This window comes from Mycobacterium rhizamassiliense, from assembly GCF_900157375.1.
GTDB classification, from domain to species: Bacteria; Actinomycetota; Actinomycetes; order Mycobacteriales; family Mycobacteriaceae; genus Mycobacterium; species Mycobacterium rhizamassiliense.
In genome coordinates, this window is record NZ_LT721901.1 from 1,131,005 (window position 1) to 1,149,132 (window position 18,128).

Here is an 18,128-nt window from a genome sequence, read left to right on the forward strand (position 1 = left end):
GTATCGAGAGCGCAACGGATTAGCACGAAATGTATTCCACCTCACACCGAATTCCACAGCGCGCCCGCATAGCATTAACCATCATTATTGCCATGCGCCATCATTGATCACGGATACGCTTCTGACGTGTTCTTTTGCCAGTGACGTTGCCGTCCAGGCATTTACCAGATAACTGGGATTCAACCTACAGGCGAAATAGGCCAATTCGAGTTGACGGGTTTCGTCCCGAAATGTGAGCATCAAAGTCACGCCCACGGCATGCCTCTCAATTCGGGGCGCCCACAAGGGCTTCGACGTCCAGATCCAGCAAGCTCGTCTCCACCTTGGGAGTCGGGCTCGTTGCCACCTGGCCCGACGAGAGGGAATCTCATGCGCGCCAGGCCCTCTTCGTCACTGCCCCAGCATCTTTCGTCCGCCGGGGCGACCAAACACGAAGTGCGCCTAGGTCGTGGCCATCGCCTCACGGACTGGAACCCAGAGGACACCGCCGCCTGGGAGGGCGGCAACAACAAGATCGCCCGCCGCAATCTGCTCTGCACGATGGCCGGCGACCATGTGGCGTTTTCCATCTGGACCCTCTGGTCGGTGATGGTGCTCTTCATGCCGGCCTCGGTCTACGGCTTCTCCGCCAGCGACAAGTTGCTGCTCGGTGCGGTGGCCACGCTGGGCGGTGGGTGCGCCCGCATTCCGTACACCATGGGCATCATCGCGTTCGGCGGCCGCAACTGGACGACGTTCTCCGCCTTCGTGCTGGTGATCCCGACCGCGGGCACCATCGTGCTGCTGGCCAACCCCGGGCTGCCATTGTGGCCCTATGTGGTGTGCGCGGCGCTGACCGGCCTGGGCGGTGGCAACTACGCGGCATCGCTGACCAACGTCAACGCGTTCTACCCCCAACGGCTCAAGGGCACGGCGCTGGCCGTCAACGCGGGGGTTGGAAACCTCGGCGTCGCGGTGATCCAGTTGGTCGGTCTGCTGGTGCTGGCCACCGCGGGACACGAAGCGCCGTACTGGGTCTGCGCGGTCTACCTGGTGTTGCTCACGGCCATCGGGATTGCGGCGGCGCGGTTCATGGACAACCTCGATCACGGCGGCGAGCCGAACCACATGCGGTCGATCCTGTTCGAACGCGACACCTGGGTGATATCGCTGCTCTACATCTGCACCTTCGGCAGCTGGATCGGATTTTCGTTCGCCTTCGGACAGGTGCTCGAGGTCAACTTCCTGGCCAACGGCGAGACGGCCAAGCACGCGTCGCTGCACGCCGCCCAAATCGCCTTCGTCGGGCCACTATTGGGCTCGCTGGCGCGGATCTACGGCGGCAGGCTGGCCGATCGTAGGGGCGGCAGCCGGGTGACGCTCGGCGTGCTGGGCGGCATGACCCTGGCCGCCGGGATGCTGGTCGCGATCAGCACGGTGGACGGTCGCGACGCCGGCGGCACATCGGCCGTGATGGTCGGCTACGTGATCGGGTTCATGATCCTGTTCGTGTTGTCCGGCATGGGCAATGGCTCGGTGTTCAAACTCATTCCGTCGGTCTACGACGCGCGCAGTCGCTCGCTGGACGCCGGCGAGGCGCAGCGCCGCCAATGGGCGCGCGCGAAGTCCGGATCGTTGATCGGTATCTGCTCGGCGGTCGGCGCGCTCGGCGGCGTCGGAATCAGCCTGGCGTTGCGCGAGTCCTACCTCCGCAGCGGCACCGAGACGTCGGCTTACTGGCTGTTCCTGGCCTCATACGTCATCGCGGCAATCCTGACCTGGGTCATGTACGTCCGCCCGCCCGCCGCCGCCCCGGGCGTGTCGAAGTCGGCGCTTCAACCCAGGTCGGCCCGGGTGTGAGCGACAGCGCACTAGGGGTGATGCGTCAGCAATCACTTGGTAATGCGACGGAAATGTCACAGGCATACACAATGCATATGGCCCAGCCCGCCTCCACACCGTTGACCGGCTACCGCATCGCGGTGACGTCGGCGCGCCGCTCCGAGGAGCTGTGCGCGCTGCTGAGCCGCAATGGTGCCGAGGTCTGTAGCGCCGCGGCGATCAACATGATCGCGCTGCCGGACGACGACGAGCTGCACGCCAGCACCGAGGCTTTGATCGCCGAACCGCCGGACATTCTGGTCGCGCACACCGGCATCGGCTTTCGCGGCTGGCTGGCGGCGGCCGAGGGCTGGGGCCTGTCCACCCAGCTGGTCGCGGCGCTGTCCAACGCGCGCGTGGTGGCCCGCGGGCCGAAGGCGACGGGCGCGCTGCGCGCGGCCGGCCTGCACGAGGAATGGTCGCCGAAGTCCGAATCCTCCCAGGAGCTACTGGAATACCTGCTCGATGGCGGCGTTTCCGGCGCGCGCATCGCCGTCCAGCTGCACGGCGCCGCGGATGCCTGGGATCCGTTCCCGGAGTTCATCGGGGGCCTCAGCGCGGCCGGCGCCCACGTCGTCGCCATCCGCGTCTACCGGTGGAAGTCAACGCCGTTGGGCGGCAACTTCGACCAGCTCGTCACCGGAATCGCGAAGCGGCAGTTCGATGCCGTCAGCTTCACCTCCGCGCCCGCGGCCGCCGCGGTGCTGGAGCGCAGCCGTGATTTGCAGATCGAGGATCAGGTGCTCGAGGCGCTGCGCACCGACGTGCACGCGATGTGCGTCGGGCCGGTGACCTCCCAGCCGCTGATCCGCAAGGGCGTACCGACGTCGTCGCCCGAACGAATGCGCCTGGGCGCCTTGGCCCGGCACATCGCGGTCGAGCTGCCACCGCTGGTGTCCCGCACCGTCCAGGCCGCCGGCCACGCGGTCGAGATCCGGGGTACCTGCGTGCTGGTCGACGATTCGGTCAAGACGCTGTCCGGTTCGGGGATGGCGATACTGCGTGCGCTGGCCCACCGCCCGGGCGACGTCGTCTCACGCAACGACCTGCTGCAGGTGCTGCCCGGCAATAGCAACGACACCCACGCCGTCGACACCGCCGTGCTGCGGCTGCGAACGGCGTTGGGCGACAAGAACATTGTCGCGACCGTCGTCAAGCGGGGTTACCGGCTGGCGATCGAGGAGCGCGGGGTGACGCCGTGAGTTTGATCCTGGCCGCGCACGGCACCCGCCGACCGGGCGGCGTCGCGATGGTCGGAGACCTCGCCGCGCAGGTGAGCGACCTGCTCGGCCGGCCCGTGCAGGTCGCCTTCGTCGACGTCCTGGGACCCACCCCCAGCGAGGTGCTCGCCGCGGCCACCGGCCCGCGGGCCATCGTCGTTCCGGCGTTCCTGTCCCGCGGATACCACGTCCGCACCGATCTGCCCGCCCACGTCGCGGCCAGCGGGCACCACAACGTCGTCGTCACGCCGGCGTTGGGACCGGGCGGTCGCGTCGCGCGGATCGTCTCCGATCAGCTGATCCAAACCGGTTGGCGCCCGGGCGATTCCGTGGTCCTCGGCGCGGCGGGGACATCCGACCCCCACGCACGCGCGGACCTGCACACCACCGCCACGCTGCTGTCGGCGATGACCGGCTCGCGGGTGAGCCTCGGGTTCGCCGCCACCGGGGGCCCGGATATCAACGAGGCGGTGGAGAAGGCCCGGGCCGGCGGTGCGCGACGCGTTGTGGTGGCGTCCTACCTCCTGTCCGACGGGTTGTTCCAAGACAAGCTGCGGGACGCCGGCGCCGATCTGGTCAGCCGGCCGCTGGGCACTCATCCGGGAATGGCACGGTTGATCGCCGACCGGTTCCGTCGCGCGGTGCCGCCGTCGGTGAACACCGGGCGCGGCCGGCCGGTTCGTCATCACCGGCCGGGCGCGCCGACAAGCCTGGCGATGCTTGATCTTTGATCGCCCACGGGTGATCCTGGCACCATGCCCCGTCGCGAAGAGCCGTCGCGTGGGCTCCTCGACCCCGTCGCCAAGATGCTGCGGTTGCCATTCGGCACACCGGAATTCATCGACCGCATCGTCACCGGCGGGGTCAATCAGGCGGGCCGCCAGACGTTGTATCTGCTGATCACCACGTGGGACGCCGCCGGCGGCGGGCCATTTGCGGCCAGCGCGATCGCCTCCACCGGCATGGCGAAAACCGCCGAGATAGTGCAGAACATGTTCGTCGGCCCGGTTTTCGGCCCGCTGCTGAAGATCCTGGGCGCCGACAAGGCCGCGGTGCGGGCGTCGCTATGCGCCTCGCAACTGGTCGGGCTGGGCATCATGCGCTACGGCGTGCGCTCCGAACCCCTGCATTCCATGTCGGTGGAAGCCCTCGTCGATGCCATCGGCCCGACCATGCAGCGCTACCTGGTCGGGGACATCGGCGGGTGACCCCGACGGCGTGCTGCGGCTCAGGCGGCCCGCTGCTGGTAGTCCACACCGATCTGGACGACGCCGTCGACCGACACCCGCACCGGGTACACCGGCAGCGACTTGGCCGGATCGTCCAGGCAGGAACCGTCTTCCAGCGAGAACGCCTGCTTCAGAATCGGCGACTGGACGGTGACGCAGCCGCCGCGGTCGCCCACGATCCCGCGAGACATGACCGCCGCGCCCGAGAACGGGTCGACGTTGCCCACCGCGAACACCGAGCCGTCGTCCAGGCGGAACAGCGCCGCCTGGCTGCCGTCGTCGAGCAGCACGCCGACGCCGCGACCGGGAATGAGGTGGTCGTAGGCGCAGGCGCTCGTCCACACGTCAATGTCGTTGAGAAGTGTCATGATTCGTCCTCAGCTCCCACTCGGATTTTCGGCATACCAATGGACACAGGGATCTTGCGACCGGCATGCTCGGTGAAGGTCACCGTCGAGTCGACGGCGTCCGGGGCATTGACGAAGGAGACGAACCGCGACAGCTTGTTCGGATCCTCCAGCACGCCCTTCCACTCGCACTTGTAGTTCTCCACATGCCGCTCCATTGCGGCCTCGAATTCCGCGGCCAGACCCAACGAGTCGTCGCACACGACCTCGCGCACGTGATCGAGTCCGCCCTCGAGCGATTCGACCCACGGCGCCGTGCGCTGCAGCCGGTCGGCCGTGCGGATGTAGTACATGAGGAAGCGGTCGACGTAGCGGACCAGGGTCTCGGTGTCCAGGTCGCTGGCCAGCAGCTCGGCGTGCCGCGGGGTCATGCCGCCGTTGCCCGCAACGTAGAGGTTCCAGCCCTTTTCGGTGGCGATGACGCCCACGTCCTTGCCCCGCGCCTCGGCACACTCACGCGCGCAGCCCGAGACGCCCATCTTGATCTTGTGCGGTGCCCGCAGGCCGCGGTAGCGCAGCTCCAGGTCGATGGCGAGCTGCACCGAATCCTGCTGGCCGTAGCGGCACCAGTCGGTGCCGACGCAGCTCTTCACCGTGCGCAATGACTTGCCGTAGGCGTGGCCGGATTCCATTCCGCCGTCCACCAACCGCTTCCAGATTTCCGGCAGCTGGTCGACCCGGGCCCCGAACATGTCGATCCGCTGGCCGCCGGTGATCTTCGTGTACAGCCCGAAGTCCTGCGCGATCTGCCCGATCAGGATCAGGTGCTCGGGCTTGATGTCGCCGCCGGGCACCCGCGGCACGATCGAGTAGCTGCCGTTCTTCTGGATGTTGGCCAGGAAGTGGTCGTTGGAATCCTGCAGCGCGGCCTGCTCGCCCTCCAGGATGTGCTCGGATCCGGTGGAGGCCAGGATGGAGGCGACCACGGGTTTGCAGATGTCGCAACCCCTTCCGCGGCCGTAGCGCTCCAGCAGACCGGAGAAGGTCCGGATCTCGGTCGCGGAGATGATCTCGAAGAGATCGGCCCGTGACTGGCTGAAGTGCTCGCACAGCGCCTTGGACTGCTCCACGCCCTCGGCTTCCAGCAGCTGCTTGAGCAGCGGCACGCACGATCCGCACGAGGTACCGGCCAGCGTGCACGACTTGAGCGAGGGAACGTCCGCGCAGCCGTCGGCGATCGCACACTTCAGATCGCCCTTGGTGACGTTGTTGCAGGAGCAGATCTGTGCCGAGTCCGGCAGCGCACCGACGCCCAATGCCGAAGCGCCGCCACCGGATCCGGCCGGCGCGATCAGCGCGAGCGGGTCCCCGGGCAGCTCGCTGCCGACCATCGGCCGCAGCACCCCGTAGGACGAAGCGTCGCCCACCAGCACGCCACCGAGCAGGGTCTTGGCGTCGTCGGAGAGGACGAGCTTGGCGTAGGTCCGATTCACCGCGTCGTTGACGGCGACCTCGAGGCAGTCGTCGGTCGCCCCCATCGCGTCGCCGAAGCTGGCGACGTCGACGCCCAGCAGCTTGAGCTTGGTGGACAGGTCGGCCTCGGGGAACTCCGCGCTTCCGCCCAGCAGCCGATCCACCACGACCTCGGCGGAGGTGTAGCCCGGCGCGACCAGGCCGTAGCACCGGCCCTCGATCGCCGCCACCTCGCCGACGGCGTAGATGTCAGGATCGCTTGTCTGGCAAGACAGGTCGGTGAACACGCCACCGCGCTCGGCCAGCTTCAGGCCCGCCGCGGCGGCCAGCTCGTCGCGCGGCCGGACGCCGGCGGCGAATATCACCACGCCGGCGTCGATGACCTGGCCGTCGCTCAGGCGCACCCGCGCCGACGCCGAACCGTCGGGCAACTCCACGGCTTCGATCGATTCGGTGCCGGTGCCGACGTGCACGGAGATCCCGAGCTCGGTGATCATCCGGGCCAGTAGCGCGCCGCCGCCCTCGTCGATCTGCTGGGCCATCAGCCGCGGCATCATCTCGACGACGTGTGTCTGCAATCCGAACTGGCGCAACGCATTGGCGGCTTCCAGCCCGAGCAGGCCGCCGCCGATCACAACGCCGGCCTCATTGTGACCGGCGTCACGGGCGCGCTCGGCGCCGGCGCGGATCGCGTCGAGGTCGTCGAGCGTGCGGTACACGTGGCAGCCGGGCAGGTCGTGCCCGGGCACCGGCGGGACAAAGGCGTAGGAGCCGGTGGCCAGCACCAGGGTGTCGTAGCTGTGCCGCTCGCCATCCGCGGTGAGCACTGACTTTGTCGCACGGTCGATTTCGGTGACCTTGGCGTCCAGCAGCAGCCGAACCCGGTCGTCGCCGGCGTAGTCATTCCCGGGCAGCGCCAGCAGCGCGCGGTCCCAGCTTTCGGTGTACGAGGTCAGCCCGACGCGGTCGTACGCCGCATCCGTCTCCTCGGCCAAAACCGTGATCTGCCAAGTCCCGTCGGCATCGCGGGCCCGCAGCGCCTCGACCAAACGGTGCCCCACCATGCCGTGTCCGATCACCACCATGTGACCGCCGGCACAGTGTGCGCGCGTATCTGGGGTGGGAGCCATGCGACGAGAATATGGGCCAGAAATTAAGGAAAAATCGCGCCATGTATCGCTCGTATGACGTGGGTCTCACACCTCACAGTTTCCTGTGTGATGTGTTTTCTCTCCGGGTGAACGGCCTAGTGGAACTTAAGCGTGGGGCGCTCAAGTTGTTAGTTGCAGCAGGCCGGCAAGGTGCCGGTCACAGCAAACTCACAATGAAACTCAAGGAAGCAAAGAGGAGACGACATGAGCAACCTCGCACTGTGGTCGCGACCGGCCTGGGACACCGACCGGTGGCTGCGCGACTTCTTCGGACCGGCGGCCGCTGCCGACTGGGCCAAGCCGGTGACCACTGGTTTCACCCCGGCCGCCGAGATCGTCAAGGACGGCGATGACGCGGTGGTACGCCTGGAACTGCCCGGGGTGGACGTAGCCAAGGACGTCAACGTCGAGGTGGACAAGGGCCGCCTGGTGATCCACGGCGAACACCGTGACGAGCACCACACTGAGGAGCGTGGCCGCACGTTAGGCGAGATCCGGTACGGCTCCTTCCGCCGGTCGTTCCGGCTGCCGGAGCACGTCACCGGCGAGGCCGTGGCGGCGTCGTACGACGCCGGCGTGTTGACGGTGCGGGTCACCGGCGCGTTGAAGAAGCCGGCCGGAAGCCAGGCGCAGCGCATCGAGATCACCAAGTAACACAGCCGAACGTCGGGTTGTTGGGTCCGCATTCGAAGGAATCGCCCAACAACTCGTCGTTGGCGCACAACAGGTTTCAGCCCCAGCGGGCCAGCAGCTCTTTGGCCCGGCCGCCCAGCGCGGCCTGCAGGAAGGGACCGAAGCTGATGCGTCCCACACCCAGCGGTCCGAACGACGCCGGGTCGTCCTGGTCGGGCAGCGCGATCGCGTTGATCGGCACCGGTAGCTCAGTGGCCAAGCGCCGCAACGTTTCCGGGTCGTGGCGGCCCACGGGGTAGAGCACATCGGCTCCGGCTGCCGCGGCCTGGGTCAGCCGCTGCACGGCCCGCTCCACCCGATCGGAATCGTCACCGTCGCTGCGCAGGAACAGATCGGTGCGGGCGTTGACCACGACGTGCACCCCGGCCGCGTCGGCGGCCGAGCGCAGCGCGCCGACCAACTCGGCGTGTTCCTCGGCGGACCGCAGCCGCTTTCCCTCCGAGTGCACGGTGTCTTCGATGTTCAGGCCGACGGCGCCCGCGCTCAACAGGCCCTCGATGAGGCGCTGCGCCGGCTGGCCGTACCCGGATTCGAGGTCGACCGACACGGGCACGTCGACGGCGGCGGTGATCTGGGCGACGCGGGTCATCGCGTCCTCGAACGACATGCCCTCGCCGTCTGGTTTGCCGATCGAGTCGGCCATCGGATGGCTGCCCACGGTCAGCGCGACGAATCCGGCGTCGGTGGCAAGGCGCGCCGACCAGGCATCCCAGACCGTCGGCAGGACCACCGGATTGCCCGGCTGATGCAGTGCGAGCAGCGCTTCGGCGCGCTGCGCCAGCGCGGATTGGTCGGTCATAGGTGTCTGCTCCCTGGGTTCCCTGACGTTTCGGGTCCGGCACCCGAGCCGGTGCTGTGGATACTATCGAGGGCGTACTGTGATCCGTAACACCATCAGCCCGAGGAGATCTGCGTTGACCACGACCACCGAACTCGCCGAACTGCACACCCTCATCGGCGGTCTACGGCGGTGCGTCGGCTCCTTGAAGGCCCGCTACGGTGACAGCCCGGCGATGCGCCGCATTGTTATTGATGCCGACCGGATCCTGAGCGATGTCGAATTACTCGACACCGATGTTTCGGAATTAGACTTGGCGCGCGCCACGGTGCAGCAATCCGGCGAGAAGATCGCCATTCCCGACACCCAATACGACAGCGATTTCTGGCGCGATGTCGACGACGAGGGTGTCGGCGGTCACAACCGGTCCTGATAATCAAGCCCCCCGCGAAATGGGGGGCCCGCTCTGTGTACCCTTCGATCCAACAGCCCGTTCGAAGAGGAACACAGTAGATGAGCGCACCTACGGCGAACCGTCCTGCGTCCGGCGTCTTTTCACCGACGCGGGCCAAAATTCCGCAACGCACACTGCGCACCGACCGGTGGTGGATGTCGCCCTTGCGGATCGACCTGGGCTTCGCCGCATTCATCATTTATGCGACGGCGCGCGCGTTCCAGCAGAATTACTTCTTCGTCCCCAAGTACCACTACCTGACGCCGTTCTATTCGCCGTGCGTCAGCAAGGCTTGCGGTGAGGCCAGCGATTTCTGGCCGCAGATCATCCCCACCGGCTACTGGTGGAGCGCGCTGATCCCTTACGCGGCGCTGTCGCTGCCATTCCTGCTGCTGTTCCGGCTCACCTGCTACTACTACCGCGGCGCCTACTACCGCACGGTGTGGCAGTCGCCCAGCGCCTGCGGGGTGGCCGAGCCCCGTGTCCACTACACCGGCGAGACCAAGTTCCCGCTGATCGTGCAGAACACCCACCGGTACTTCTTCTACATCGCCGGCATCATCTCGATCATCAACACCTACGACGCGATCGTCGCGTTCCACTCCGACAGCGGGCCCGGCGGGTTCGGCTTCGGCCTGGGCAACCTGGTCCTGCTCGGCAACGTCATCATGCTGTGGATCTACACGCTGTCCTGCCACTCGTGCCGGCACGTGACCGGCGGGCGGCTCAAGCACTTCTCCAAGCACCCTGTGCGGTACTGGATCTGGACGAAGGTCAGCGTCATCAACACCCGGCACAAGCTGTTCGCCTGGATCACACTCGGCACGCTGATGTTCACCGATTTCTACGTTGCGATGATGGCCAGCGGCCACCTTGTCGACCTGAGATTTGTTGGCTGACAAGCCGTTTGAAGAAAAATCCAGAATTTAGCGAGCGAGGGTTTCATGGTTGAGGTCGAGCGGCATGCCTACGACGTAGTCGTCATCGGCGCCGGCGGCGCGGGACTGCGTGCGGTCATCGAAGCGCGTGAGCGGGGCCTGAAGGTCGCTGTCGTGTCCAAGTCGCTGTTCGGCAAGGCGCACACGGTGATGGCCGAGGGCGGCTGCGCCGCCTCGATGGGCAACACCAACCCGAAGGACAACTGGGAGACCCACTTCGGCGACACGATGCGCGGTGGCAAGTTCCTGAACAACTGGCGGATGGCCGAACTGCACGCCAAGGAGGCCCCGGAGCGGGTCTGGGAGCTGGAGACCTACGGCGCGCTGTTCGATCGCCTCAAGGACGGAAAGATCAGCCAGCGCAACTTCGGTGGGCACACCTACCCGCGGCTCGCGCACGTCGGTGACCGCACCGGCCTGGAGCTGATCCGCACCATGCAGCAGAAGATCGTCTCGCTGCAGCAGGAGGACTTCGCCGAACTCGGCGACTACGAGGCGCGCATCAAGGTGTACGCCGAGTGCGCGATCACCGAGCTGATCAAGGACGGGGACCGGATCGCCGGGGCCTTCGGCTACTGGCGCCAGAGCGGCAAGTTCGTTCTGTTCGAGACCCCCGCGGTGGTGCTGGCCACCGGCGGCATCGGAAAGTCGTTCAAGGTCACGTCGAACTCCTGGGAGTACACCGGCGACGGCCACGCCCTGGCGCTGCGCGCCGGCGCGACGCTGATCAACATGGAGTTCATCCAGTTCCACCCGACGGGCATGGTGTGGCCGCCGAGTGTGAAGGGGATTCTGGTCACCGAGGGTGTGCGCGGCGACGGCGGAGTGTTGAAGAACTCCGACAACAAGCGCTTCATGTTCGACTACATCCCCCCGGTGTTCAAGGGCCAGTACGCCGAGTCCGAGCAGGAAGCCGACCAGTGGCTCAAGGACAACGACTCCGCCCGCCGTACCCCGGACCTGCTGCCCCGCGATGAGGTCGCCCGCGCGATCAACTCCGAGGTCAAGGCCGGCCGCGGAACCCCGCACGGCGGCGTGTACCTGGACATCGCCTCCCGCCTGACGCCGGACGAGGTCAAGCGGCGGCTGCCGTCGATGTACCACCAGTTCATGGAGCTGGCCGGCGTCGACATCACCAAGGAGCCAATGGAAGTCGGGCCCACCTGTCACTACGTGATGGGCGGTGTCGAGGTCGAACCCGACACCGGCGCGGCGACCGTGGCCGGCCTGTTCGCCGCGGGCGAGTGCTCCGGCGGCATGCACGGCTCCAACCGGCTCGGCGGTAACTCGCTGTCCGACCTGCTGGTCTTCGGCCGCCGGGCCGGACTGGGCGCCGCGGACTACGCCCGCGCCCTGTCCAGCCGGCCGACCGTGAGCGACGACGCCGTCGAGGCGGCGGCGAAGCGGGCGCTGGACCCCTTCGACGGACCGGCCAACGGCGCCACCCCGGAGAACCCGTACACGCTGCAGCAGGAACTGCAGCAGTCGATGAACGACCTGGTCGGCATCATCCGCAAGTCGGAGGAAGTCGCCGAGGCCATCGAGCGGCTCGTCAAACTCCGCGAGCGGTTCAAGAACATCAAGGTCGAGGGCGGCCGCGAGTACAACCCCGGCTGGAACCTGGCGATCGACCTGCGCAACATGCTGCTGGTGTGCGAATGCGTGGCCAACGCCGCGCTGCTGCGCACCGAGAGCCGCGGCGGGCACACCCGCGACGACCACCCGGGCATGGACTCGTCGTGGCGCAAGGTGCTGCTGGTCTGCCGTGCGGGCGGCGGCGATGACGTCATTCCCGACGTCTCCGTCACCCGCGAAGACCAGGTGCCGATGCGGGCCGATCTGATGGAGCTCTTCGAGATCTCCGAGCTGGAGAAGTACTTCACCGAAGAAGAGCTGGCCGACCACCCAGGACGGAGAGGCTAATGGGCTACAACGCGACCATGCAGGTCTGGCGCGGCGACGACGACAGCGGCGAGCTGCAGGACTTCACCGTCGAGGTCAACGAGGGCGAGGTGGTCCTCGACATCATCCACCGCCTGCAGGCGACCCAGACGCCGGACCTCGCGGTGCGGTGGAACTGCAAGGCCGGCAAGTGCGGATCGTGCTCGGCCGAGATCAACGGCAAGCCCCGCCTGATGTGCATGACCCGGATGTCCTCGTTCGCCGAGGACGAGGTCGTGACGGTCACGCCGCTGCGGACCTTCCCGGTGATCCGGGACCTGGTCACCGACGTCTCGTTCAACTACGAAAAGGCCCGTGAGATACCGTCTTTCGCGCCGCCCAAGGACCTGCAGCCCGGGGAGTACCGGATGGCGCAGGTCGACGTGCAGCGCTCGCAGGAATTCCGCAAGTGCATCGAGTGCTTCCTGTGTCAGAACGTCTGCCACGTGGTCCGCGACCACGAGGAGAACAAGGAAGCGTTCGCCGGACCGCGGTTCCTGATGCGCATCGCCGAGCTGGAGATGCATCCCCTGGACACCCTCGACCGGCGCGACATGGCGCAGGAAGAGCATGGCCTGGGTTACTGCAACATCACCAAGTGCTGCACCGAGGTGTGCCCCGAGCACATCAAGATCACCGACAACGCGCTGATCCCGATGAAGGAACGCGTCGCCGGCCGCAAGTACGACCCCGTGGTGTGGTTGGGCAACAAGCTGTTTCGCCGCTAGGCGGCGCTAGGCCCGCCACGCGGGCCGACTGGCTCGACTCCGGTCAGTGCGGCGTCAGTCGCCGAAAAGCGCTGCGGTGGAATACAATCGGCGCGATCTCGGCGTCCACCGTCAGCTCGGTGACCCGCAGCACCACGATGGTGTGATCGCCGGCCACCACCAGCTGCTCGATCGCGCTTTCCAGCCACAGGCCGGTGCCCTTGATGAACACCGCGCCGGAATCGTTGGACACCGTCTCCAAACCGGCAAACCGGTCACCGGTCTTGGCGGCCAGTGTGCGGGCGGCCTCGTCGTGCGCCTCGCCCAGGACGCTGATGCCGAGCATCGGCAGGTCCTTGAGCTTGGGCCACGTCTCCGAGGTGTTCTGCACGCAGAACGACACCAGCGGCGGGTCGAGCGAGACGGGGACGAAGGTGCTGGCGGCCAGGCCGACCCGCACCCCGGAAACCTCGGCGGCGATGGCGACGACGCCGGTCGGGAAGTGGCCGAAGGCATCGCGCAGTGAGGACGGTGTCAGCTTGTTGGTCGCGTTCACCAGTTCAATCGCCCCTCGAGCAGAAGACGTATTACTGCTGACTGACCCTACCTGCCGAGTATCCGTGTGCGTCAGCCACATCCGGGTGCGCCCGCAGCCTGCTCTTCCAGGCATTACGGCCGTAAACGGCGAAGATCGGGTCGGCCGGGTCGTCGGTGGGCGCCGCGCGCGCCACCAGCTCGTCAGGCAGCGACAGCACCGGTATCTGCGCGTCGAGTCGCGGGTTGAAGAAGAAGGGCACCGATATCCGTTCGGTCGCGGGCCCGTCCAGGTTCACCCGATGTTCGGTCGCCCGCAGGTAGCCGCGCGTCGCGACCTCGAGCAGCTCGCCGATGTTGACGATGAACGCCCCGGGCAGGGGCGCCACGTCGACCCAGCCGTGCCCCGGACGCCGGACCTGTAGGCCTCGGCTGCCCGGCTCGGCCAGCAGCAGCGTCAGCACCCCGGAGTCTCGATGCGCACCCACGCCCTGCGGCGTCTCGGCCCGGGCGGGATACCTAATGATCTTGATCAGGGTGGCCGGCGCTTCGGCGAACGCCGCGTCGAACACGTCCGGCGCTGCGCCGAGCGAGGCCGCCCAATGCGACAGCAGCGTCCGGGCCACCGCGGACAGCGCGGCATCCCATTCGGCGACGATCGCGGGCAGTTCAGGCAGCCCGGCCGGCCACTGATTCGGGCCCTGCAACCACAGGTAGTCCGGTTCGCCCGGACCACCGGCCGGCGCTCGCTCGGGTCCGATATCAATCTGCTCGCGCCAATCCACCTGCCCGCGGGTCAACTCGCCGCCGAGCCGCGTGTAACCGCGGAAGTGCGGGCTGCGCACCATCGCCACGGCGTCCTTGTCGGCCTGGGGCAGCACGAAAAGTTTCCGCGCCACCGCGAGCACCCTTTTCGCCAGCGTCGCGGGCACGTCATGGCCGGTCAGGTAGAAGAAACCGACCTCGTGCGCGGCCTCGCGCAGGGTCTCGCGGAGTTGGCCCGACGCGACACGCAGGTCGACCACGGGCAGCGCCGTGTCGCTCGCCACAGTCGTCATCTCTCCATTATCGCCGCAGGTAGATGGGCTGCAAACGCGGTTACAAGAGCCAAGCCAACCGGTTGGTTAGTTAGACGGTGCAATGTAGCTCACATTAACTTGCATCCGCGTCACGAGCGGATTACTTTTAGCGGTGTTACTGGTGGGTAACTTACAGTCCGAGTACCCAACCACACGTGGCATTCTCAACGAGGAGGAATACCAGAGTGAGCCACTATAAGAGCAACGTCCGCGACCAGGTATTCAACCTGTTTGAGGTGCTGGGCGTTGAAAAAGCATTAGGCCAAGGCGCGTTCAGCGACCTCGACGTCGACACCGTCAAAGAGATGCTCACCGAGATGAGCCGGCTGGCCGAGGGGCCCGTCGCGGAGTCGTTCGTCGAGGGTGACCGCAACCCGCCGGTCTTCGACCCCAAGACACACTCGGTGACGCTGCCGGAATCCTTCAAGAAGTCCGTCCGCGCCGTGATCGACGCCGGCTGGGACAAGGCAGGCATCGACGAGGTACTCGGCGGCATGCCGATGCCCAAGGCACTGGTGTGGGCGCTGCACGAGCACCTGCTCGGCGCCAACCCGGCCGTGTGGATGTACTCCGGCGGCGCGGGTTTCGCGAACATCATCTACCACCTCGGTACCGAGGAGCAGAAGAAGTGGGCCGTGCTCTGCGCTGAGCGCGAGTGGGGCGCGACCATGGTGCTGACCGAGCCGGACGCCGGCTCGGACGTCGGTGCCGGTCGCACCAAGGCGGTCCAGCAGGAGGACGGCTCCTGGCACATCGACGGCGTCAAGCGGTTCATCACCTCCGCCGATTCCGACGACATGTTCGAGAACATCGTCCACCTGGTGCTGGCCCGCCCCGAGGGCGCCGGCCCCGGCACCAAGGGCCTGTCGCTGTTCATCGTGCCCAAGTTCCTGTTCGACCCCGAGACGGGCGACCCGGGCGAGCGTAACGGCGTGTTCGTGACCAACGTCGAGCACAAGATGGGCCTGAAGGTCTCGACGACCTGCGAGCTGTCCTTCGGTCAGCACGACGTTCCCGCCAAGGGCTGGCTCGTCGGCGAGGTGCACAACGGCATCGCGCAGATGTTCGACGTCATCGAGATGGCCCGAATGATGGTGGGCACCAAGGCGATTGCCACGCTGTCGACCGGCTACCTGAACGCGCTGGAGTACGCCAAGTCGCGGGTGCAGGGCGCCGACCTGACGCAGATGACCGACAAGACCGCGCCGCGGGTAAGCATCACGCACCACCCCGACGTTCGCCGGTCGCTGATGACCCAGAAGGCGTACGCCGAGGGCCTGCGCGCGCTGTACCTCTACACCGCGACGTTCCAGGACGCGGCGGTCGCCGAGGCGATCCACGGCGTGGACGCCGATCTGGCCGTCCGGATCAACGACCTGATGCTGCCCGTCGTCAAGGGCGCCGGCTCCGAGCAGGCCTACGCCAAGCTCACCGAGAGCCTGCAGACGTTCGGTGGGTCCGGCTTCCTGCAGGACTACCCGATCGAGCAGTACATCCGGGACGCGAAGATCGACTCCCTGTACGAAGGCACCACCGCCATCCAGGCGCAGGACTTCTTCTTCCGCAAGATCGTCCGCGACAAGGGTGCCGCGCTGGCGTTCGTGTCCGGCGAGATCCAGAAGTTCGTGGACAGCGAGGCCGGGAACGGTCGGCTCAAGAACGAGCGTGAGTACCTGGCCAAGGCGCTGGGCGACGTGCAGGCGATGGCGGCGACGCTGACCGGCTACCTGATGTCGGCCCAGGAGGATGTCTCCAGCCTGTACAAGGTGGGCCTGGGTTCGGTGCGCTTCCTGCTGAGCGTCGGCGACCTGCTCATCGGCTGGTTGCTGCAGCGTCAGGCGGCGGTGGCCGTGGCGGCGCTCGACGCGGGCGCCGACGGTGCCGAGCGGTCCTTCTACGAGGGCAAGATCGCGGTGGCCTCGTTCTTCGCCAAGAACTTCCTGCCGATGCTGACCAGCACTCGCGAAATCATCGAGACGCTGGACAACGACATCATGGAGCTCGACGAAGCCGCCTTCTAGATCCCCCAAACGCAAGAATCCCCCGCCTCGCCATTGAAGCGGGGGATCTTGTGTTCGTGGGCTGTGTGCCAAAAAGACCGCCGCTGGATCCCCTCACTCCAGCGGCGGCCCTTTTCGCACGCCGTCCCCTCAGAACCGGCGGTCGTTTAGGGGATGCCCCGTGTTGCCGTCGGGGTCGGGGGGTCTGACCACAACACGGAGCTATCCGAGCTCTGGATTACCCATCTCTTCCGACTCCTAAGCCACTGTGACAAATTTCATGGCGGTGTTCGGTCCGGCGGGTGTTAGGCCTCGAGGATCGCGGCCACCCCCTGGCCCCCGGCGGCGCAGATCGAAATCAGCGCCCGGACAGGCCCCTTGACCTGGCCTTCGGCCTTCTTCTCGGCCAGCTGCTTGGCGGCCTGGGCGAGAATCCGCCCGCCGGTGGCCGCGAACGGGTGGCCCGCCGCCAGCGACGAACCATTGACGTTGAGCTTGGACCGGTCGATCGCCCCCAGGGCGGCGTCCAGGCCCAGCCGTCCCTTGCAGTACTCCTCGGACTCCCAGGCCTGCAGGTGGGACAGCACCACCGAGGCGAACGCCTCGTGGATCTCGTAGTAGTCGAAGTCCTGCAGGCTCAGCCCGTTGCGGGCCAGCAGCCGCGGCACCGCGTAGGTCGGCGCCATCAGCAGGCCGTCACGGCCGTTGACGTAGTCGACCGCGGCAGTCTCGGCGTCCACCAAGTAGGCCAGCGGCGTCAACGAATGCTCGGCCGCCCACTCCTCGGAGGCCAGCAGCGCGACCGAGGCGCCGTCGGTCAGCGGGGTCGAGTTGCCGGCCGTCATCGTCGCGTCGCCGGCCTTCACACCGAACACCGGCTTGAGCTTGGCCAGCTTCTCGGCCGACGAGTCCGGGCGCAGGTTGTCGTCGCGGTACAGGCCCAGGAACGGTGTGACCAGGTCGTCGAAGAAGCCGCGGTCGTAGGCGGCCGCCATGTTGCGGTGGCTGGCGGCGGCCAGCTCGTCCTGGTCGACGCGTTTGATCCCCAGCTCTTTGGCGGTGATCGCCTGGTGCTCCCCCATCGACAGCCCGGTGCGGGGCTCGCTGTTGACCGGGATCTCGATGCCCACGGCGGCGGGCAGGGTGCCGACCAGCCGCAGCCGCTGCACGTTGGACTTGGACCGGCGCAACTTCAGCAGCTGGCGGCGCAGGTTGTCGCCCAGGCCGATGGGCGGGTCGGAGGTGGTGTCGACCCCGCCGGCGGCGGCCACGTCGTAGCGGCCGGCGGCGATCCCGTCCGCGGCGGCGATGGCGGCCTGCAGGCCGGTGCCACACGCTTGCTGGATGTCGTACGCGGGCGTGTGGGAGTTCAGCTCCGAACCCAGCACGCACTCGCGGGTCAGGTTGAAGTCCCGGCTGTGCTTGATCACGGCGCCGGCGACCACGATGCCCAGGCGCTGCCCGGCCAGCCCGAACCGGTCCACCAGGCCGCCCAGCGCGGCGGTGAACATGTCCTGGTTGGACGCCTCCGCGTAAGCGCCGTCAGAGCGCGCGAACGGGATGCGATTGCCGCCCAGCACGGCGACCCGCCGCCGGGACGCAAAGGTCGTCTGAGCCGACTTGTCAGTCGCTTCGGAACTCGCAGAAGCCATGTTTTCTCCGTGCATCTCCGCTTTGGCAGTTTGAGGATCGCCCGACGAGGCCATACTACTCACCGTTCTTAC

Annotated in this window: 16 protein-coding genes; 10 read left to right on the top strand and 6 right to left on the bottom strand. The window is 67.1% G+C overall.

Going from position 1 to position 18,128, the window contains the following annotated elements:
* The first annotated feature begins 435 nt into the window (after positions 1-435).
* The 4 genes from MRAB57_RS05635 to MRAB57_RS05650 all read left to right on the top strand — a co-directional run bounded on the left by MRAB57_RS05635 (position 436) and on the right by MRAB57_RS05650 (position 4,288).
* On the top strand, positions 436-1,839 hold the full coding sequence (locus MRAB57_RS05635; RefSeq protein ID WP_077086690.1) for a nitrate/nitrite transporter: 1,404 nt from the start codon (positions 436-438) through the stop codon (positions 1,837-1,839).
* Between the two features lie 77 nt (positions 1,840-1,916).
* Positions 1,917-3,062 (top strand): uroporphyrinogen-III synthase, encoded by a 1,146-nt coding sequence (locus tag MRAB57_RS05640; RefSeq protein WP_077086691.1) that lies wholly within the window; start codon positions 1,917-1,919, stop codon positions 3,060-3,062.
* Positions 3,059-3,811: a sirohydrochlorin chelatase gene (locus MRAB57_RS05645; RefSeq protein WP_077086692.1), complete on the top strand. Its 753-nt coding sequence runs from the start codon at positions 3,059-3,061 to the stop codon at positions 3,809-3,811. Before MRAB57_RS05640 ends, MRAB57_RS05645 begins: the two co-directional genes overlap by 4 nt.
* Before the next feature lie 24 nt (positions 3,812-3,835).
* The gene (locus tag MRAB57_RS05650) at positions 3,836-4,288 is read left to right on the top strand and encodes a TetR/AcrR family transcriptional regulator (RefSeq protein ID WP_077086693.1); all 453 of its coding nucleotides are present in this window, start codon (positions 3,836-3,838) and stop codon (positions 4,286-4,288) included.
* A 20-nt stretch (positions 4,289-4,308) separates the two neighbouring features.
* Here MRAB57_RS05650 and nirD read toward each other — a convergent pair whose 3' ends face one another.
* Positions 4,309-4,677, bottom strand: coding sequence for a nitrite reductase small subunit NirD (nirD, locus tag MRAB57_RS05655; protein ID WP_077086694.1), 369 nt, complete (start codon positions 4,675-4,677; stop codon positions 4,309-4,311).
* On the bottom strand, positions 4,674-7,259 hold the full coding sequence (gene nirB / locus MRAB57_RS05660) for a nitrite reductase large subunit NirB (protein WP_173813902.1): 2,586 nt from the start codon (positions 7,257-7,259) through the stop codon (positions 4,674-4,676). The genes nirD and nirB overlap by 4 nt, the downstream gene beginning before the upstream one ends.
* A gap of 225 nt (positions 7,260-7,484) precedes the next feature.
* Here nirB and MRAB57_RS05665 point away from each other — a divergent pair, with 225 nt between their 5' ends.
* The gene (locus MRAB57_RS05665) at positions 7,485-7,934 is read left to right on the top strand and encodes an Hsp20/alpha crystallin family protein (RefSeq protein WP_077086696.1); all 450 of its coding nucleotides are present in this window, start codon (positions 7,485-7,487) and stop codon (positions 7,932-7,934) included.
* Between the two features lie 76 nt (positions 7,935-8,010).
* Here MRAB57_RS05665 and MRAB57_RS05670 read toward each other — a convergent pair whose 3' ends face one another.
* Complete coding sequence (locus MRAB57_RS05670; protein ID WP_077086697.1) at positions 8,011-8,772, bottom strand: isocitrate lyase/PEP mutase family protein; 762 nt, start codon at positions 8,770-8,772, stop codon at positions 8,011-8,013.
* 115 nt (positions 8,773-8,887) lie between these two features.
* Here MRAB57_RS05670 and MRAB57_RS05675 point away from each other — a divergent pair, with 115 nt between their 5' ends.
* The 4 genes from MRAB57_RS05675 to MRAB57_RS05690 all read left to right on the top strand — a co-directional run bounded on the left by MRAB57_RS05675 (position 8,888) and on the right by MRAB57_RS05690 (position 12,812).
* Positions 8,888-9,184, top strand: a complete 297-nt coding sequence (locus MRAB57_RS05675) for a hypothetical protein (RefSeq protein WP_077086698.1) — start codon at positions 8,888-8,890, stop codon at positions 9,182-9,184.
* 80 nt (positions 9,185-9,264) lie between these two features.
* A complete protein-coding gene (locus MRAB57_RS05680) occupies positions 9,265-10,104 on the top strand; it encodes a hypothetical protein (RefSeq protein WP_077086699.1) in 840 nt (279 codons plus the stop codon).
* 45 nt (positions 10,105-10,149) lie between these two features.
* Positions 10,150-12,066 (top strand): fumarate reductase/succinate dehydrogenase flavoprotein subunit, encoded by a 1,917-nt coding sequence (locus MRAB57_RS05685; protein ID WP_077086700.1) that lies wholly within the window; start codon positions 10,150-10,152, stop codon positions 12,064-12,066.
* Positions 12,066-12,812, top strand: a complete 747-nt coding sequence (locus tag MRAB57_RS05690; RefSeq protein ID WP_077086701.1) for a succinate dehydrogenase/fumarate reductase iron-sulfur subunit — start codon at positions 12,066-12,068, stop codon at positions 12,810-12,812. Before MRAB57_RS05685 ends, MRAB57_RS05690 begins: the two co-directional genes overlap by 1 nt.
* 43 nt (positions 12,813-12,855) lie before the next feature.
* Here MRAB57_RS05690 and MRAB57_RS05695 read toward each other — a convergent pair whose 3' ends face one another.
* A complete protein-coding gene (locus tag MRAB57_RS05695; RefSeq protein WP_077086702.1) occupies positions 12,856-13,347 on the bottom strand; it encodes a flavin reductase family protein in 492 nt (163 codons plus the stop codon).
* A gap of 31 nt (positions 13,348-13,378) precedes the next feature.
* Positions 13,379-14,383 (bottom strand): isopenicillin N synthase family dioxygenase, encoded by a 1,005-nt coding sequence (locus MRAB57_RS05700; RefSeq protein ID WP_077086703.1) that lies wholly within the window; start codon positions 14,381-14,383, stop codon positions 13,379-13,381.
* Between the two features lie 206 nt (positions 14,384-14,589).
* Between MRAB57_RS05700 and MRAB57_RS05705 the strand changes: the two genes are divergently transcribed.
* Complete coding sequence (locus MRAB57_RS05705) at positions 14,590-16,425, top strand: acyl-CoA dehydrogenase (RefSeq protein WP_077086704.1); 1,836 nt, start codon at positions 14,590-14,592, stop codon at positions 16,423-16,425.
* Positions 16,426-16,709: 284 nt separating this feature from the next.
* Here MRAB57_RS05705 and MRAB57_RS05710 read toward each other — a convergent pair whose 3' ends face one another.
* Entirely contained in the window at positions 16,710-18,056 is a 1,347-nt protein-coding gene (locus MRAB57_RS05710) for an acetyl-CoA C-acetyltransferase (RefSeq protein ID WP_083743585.1), read from the bottom strand.
* Positions 18,057-18,128: the final 72 nt, after the last annotated feature.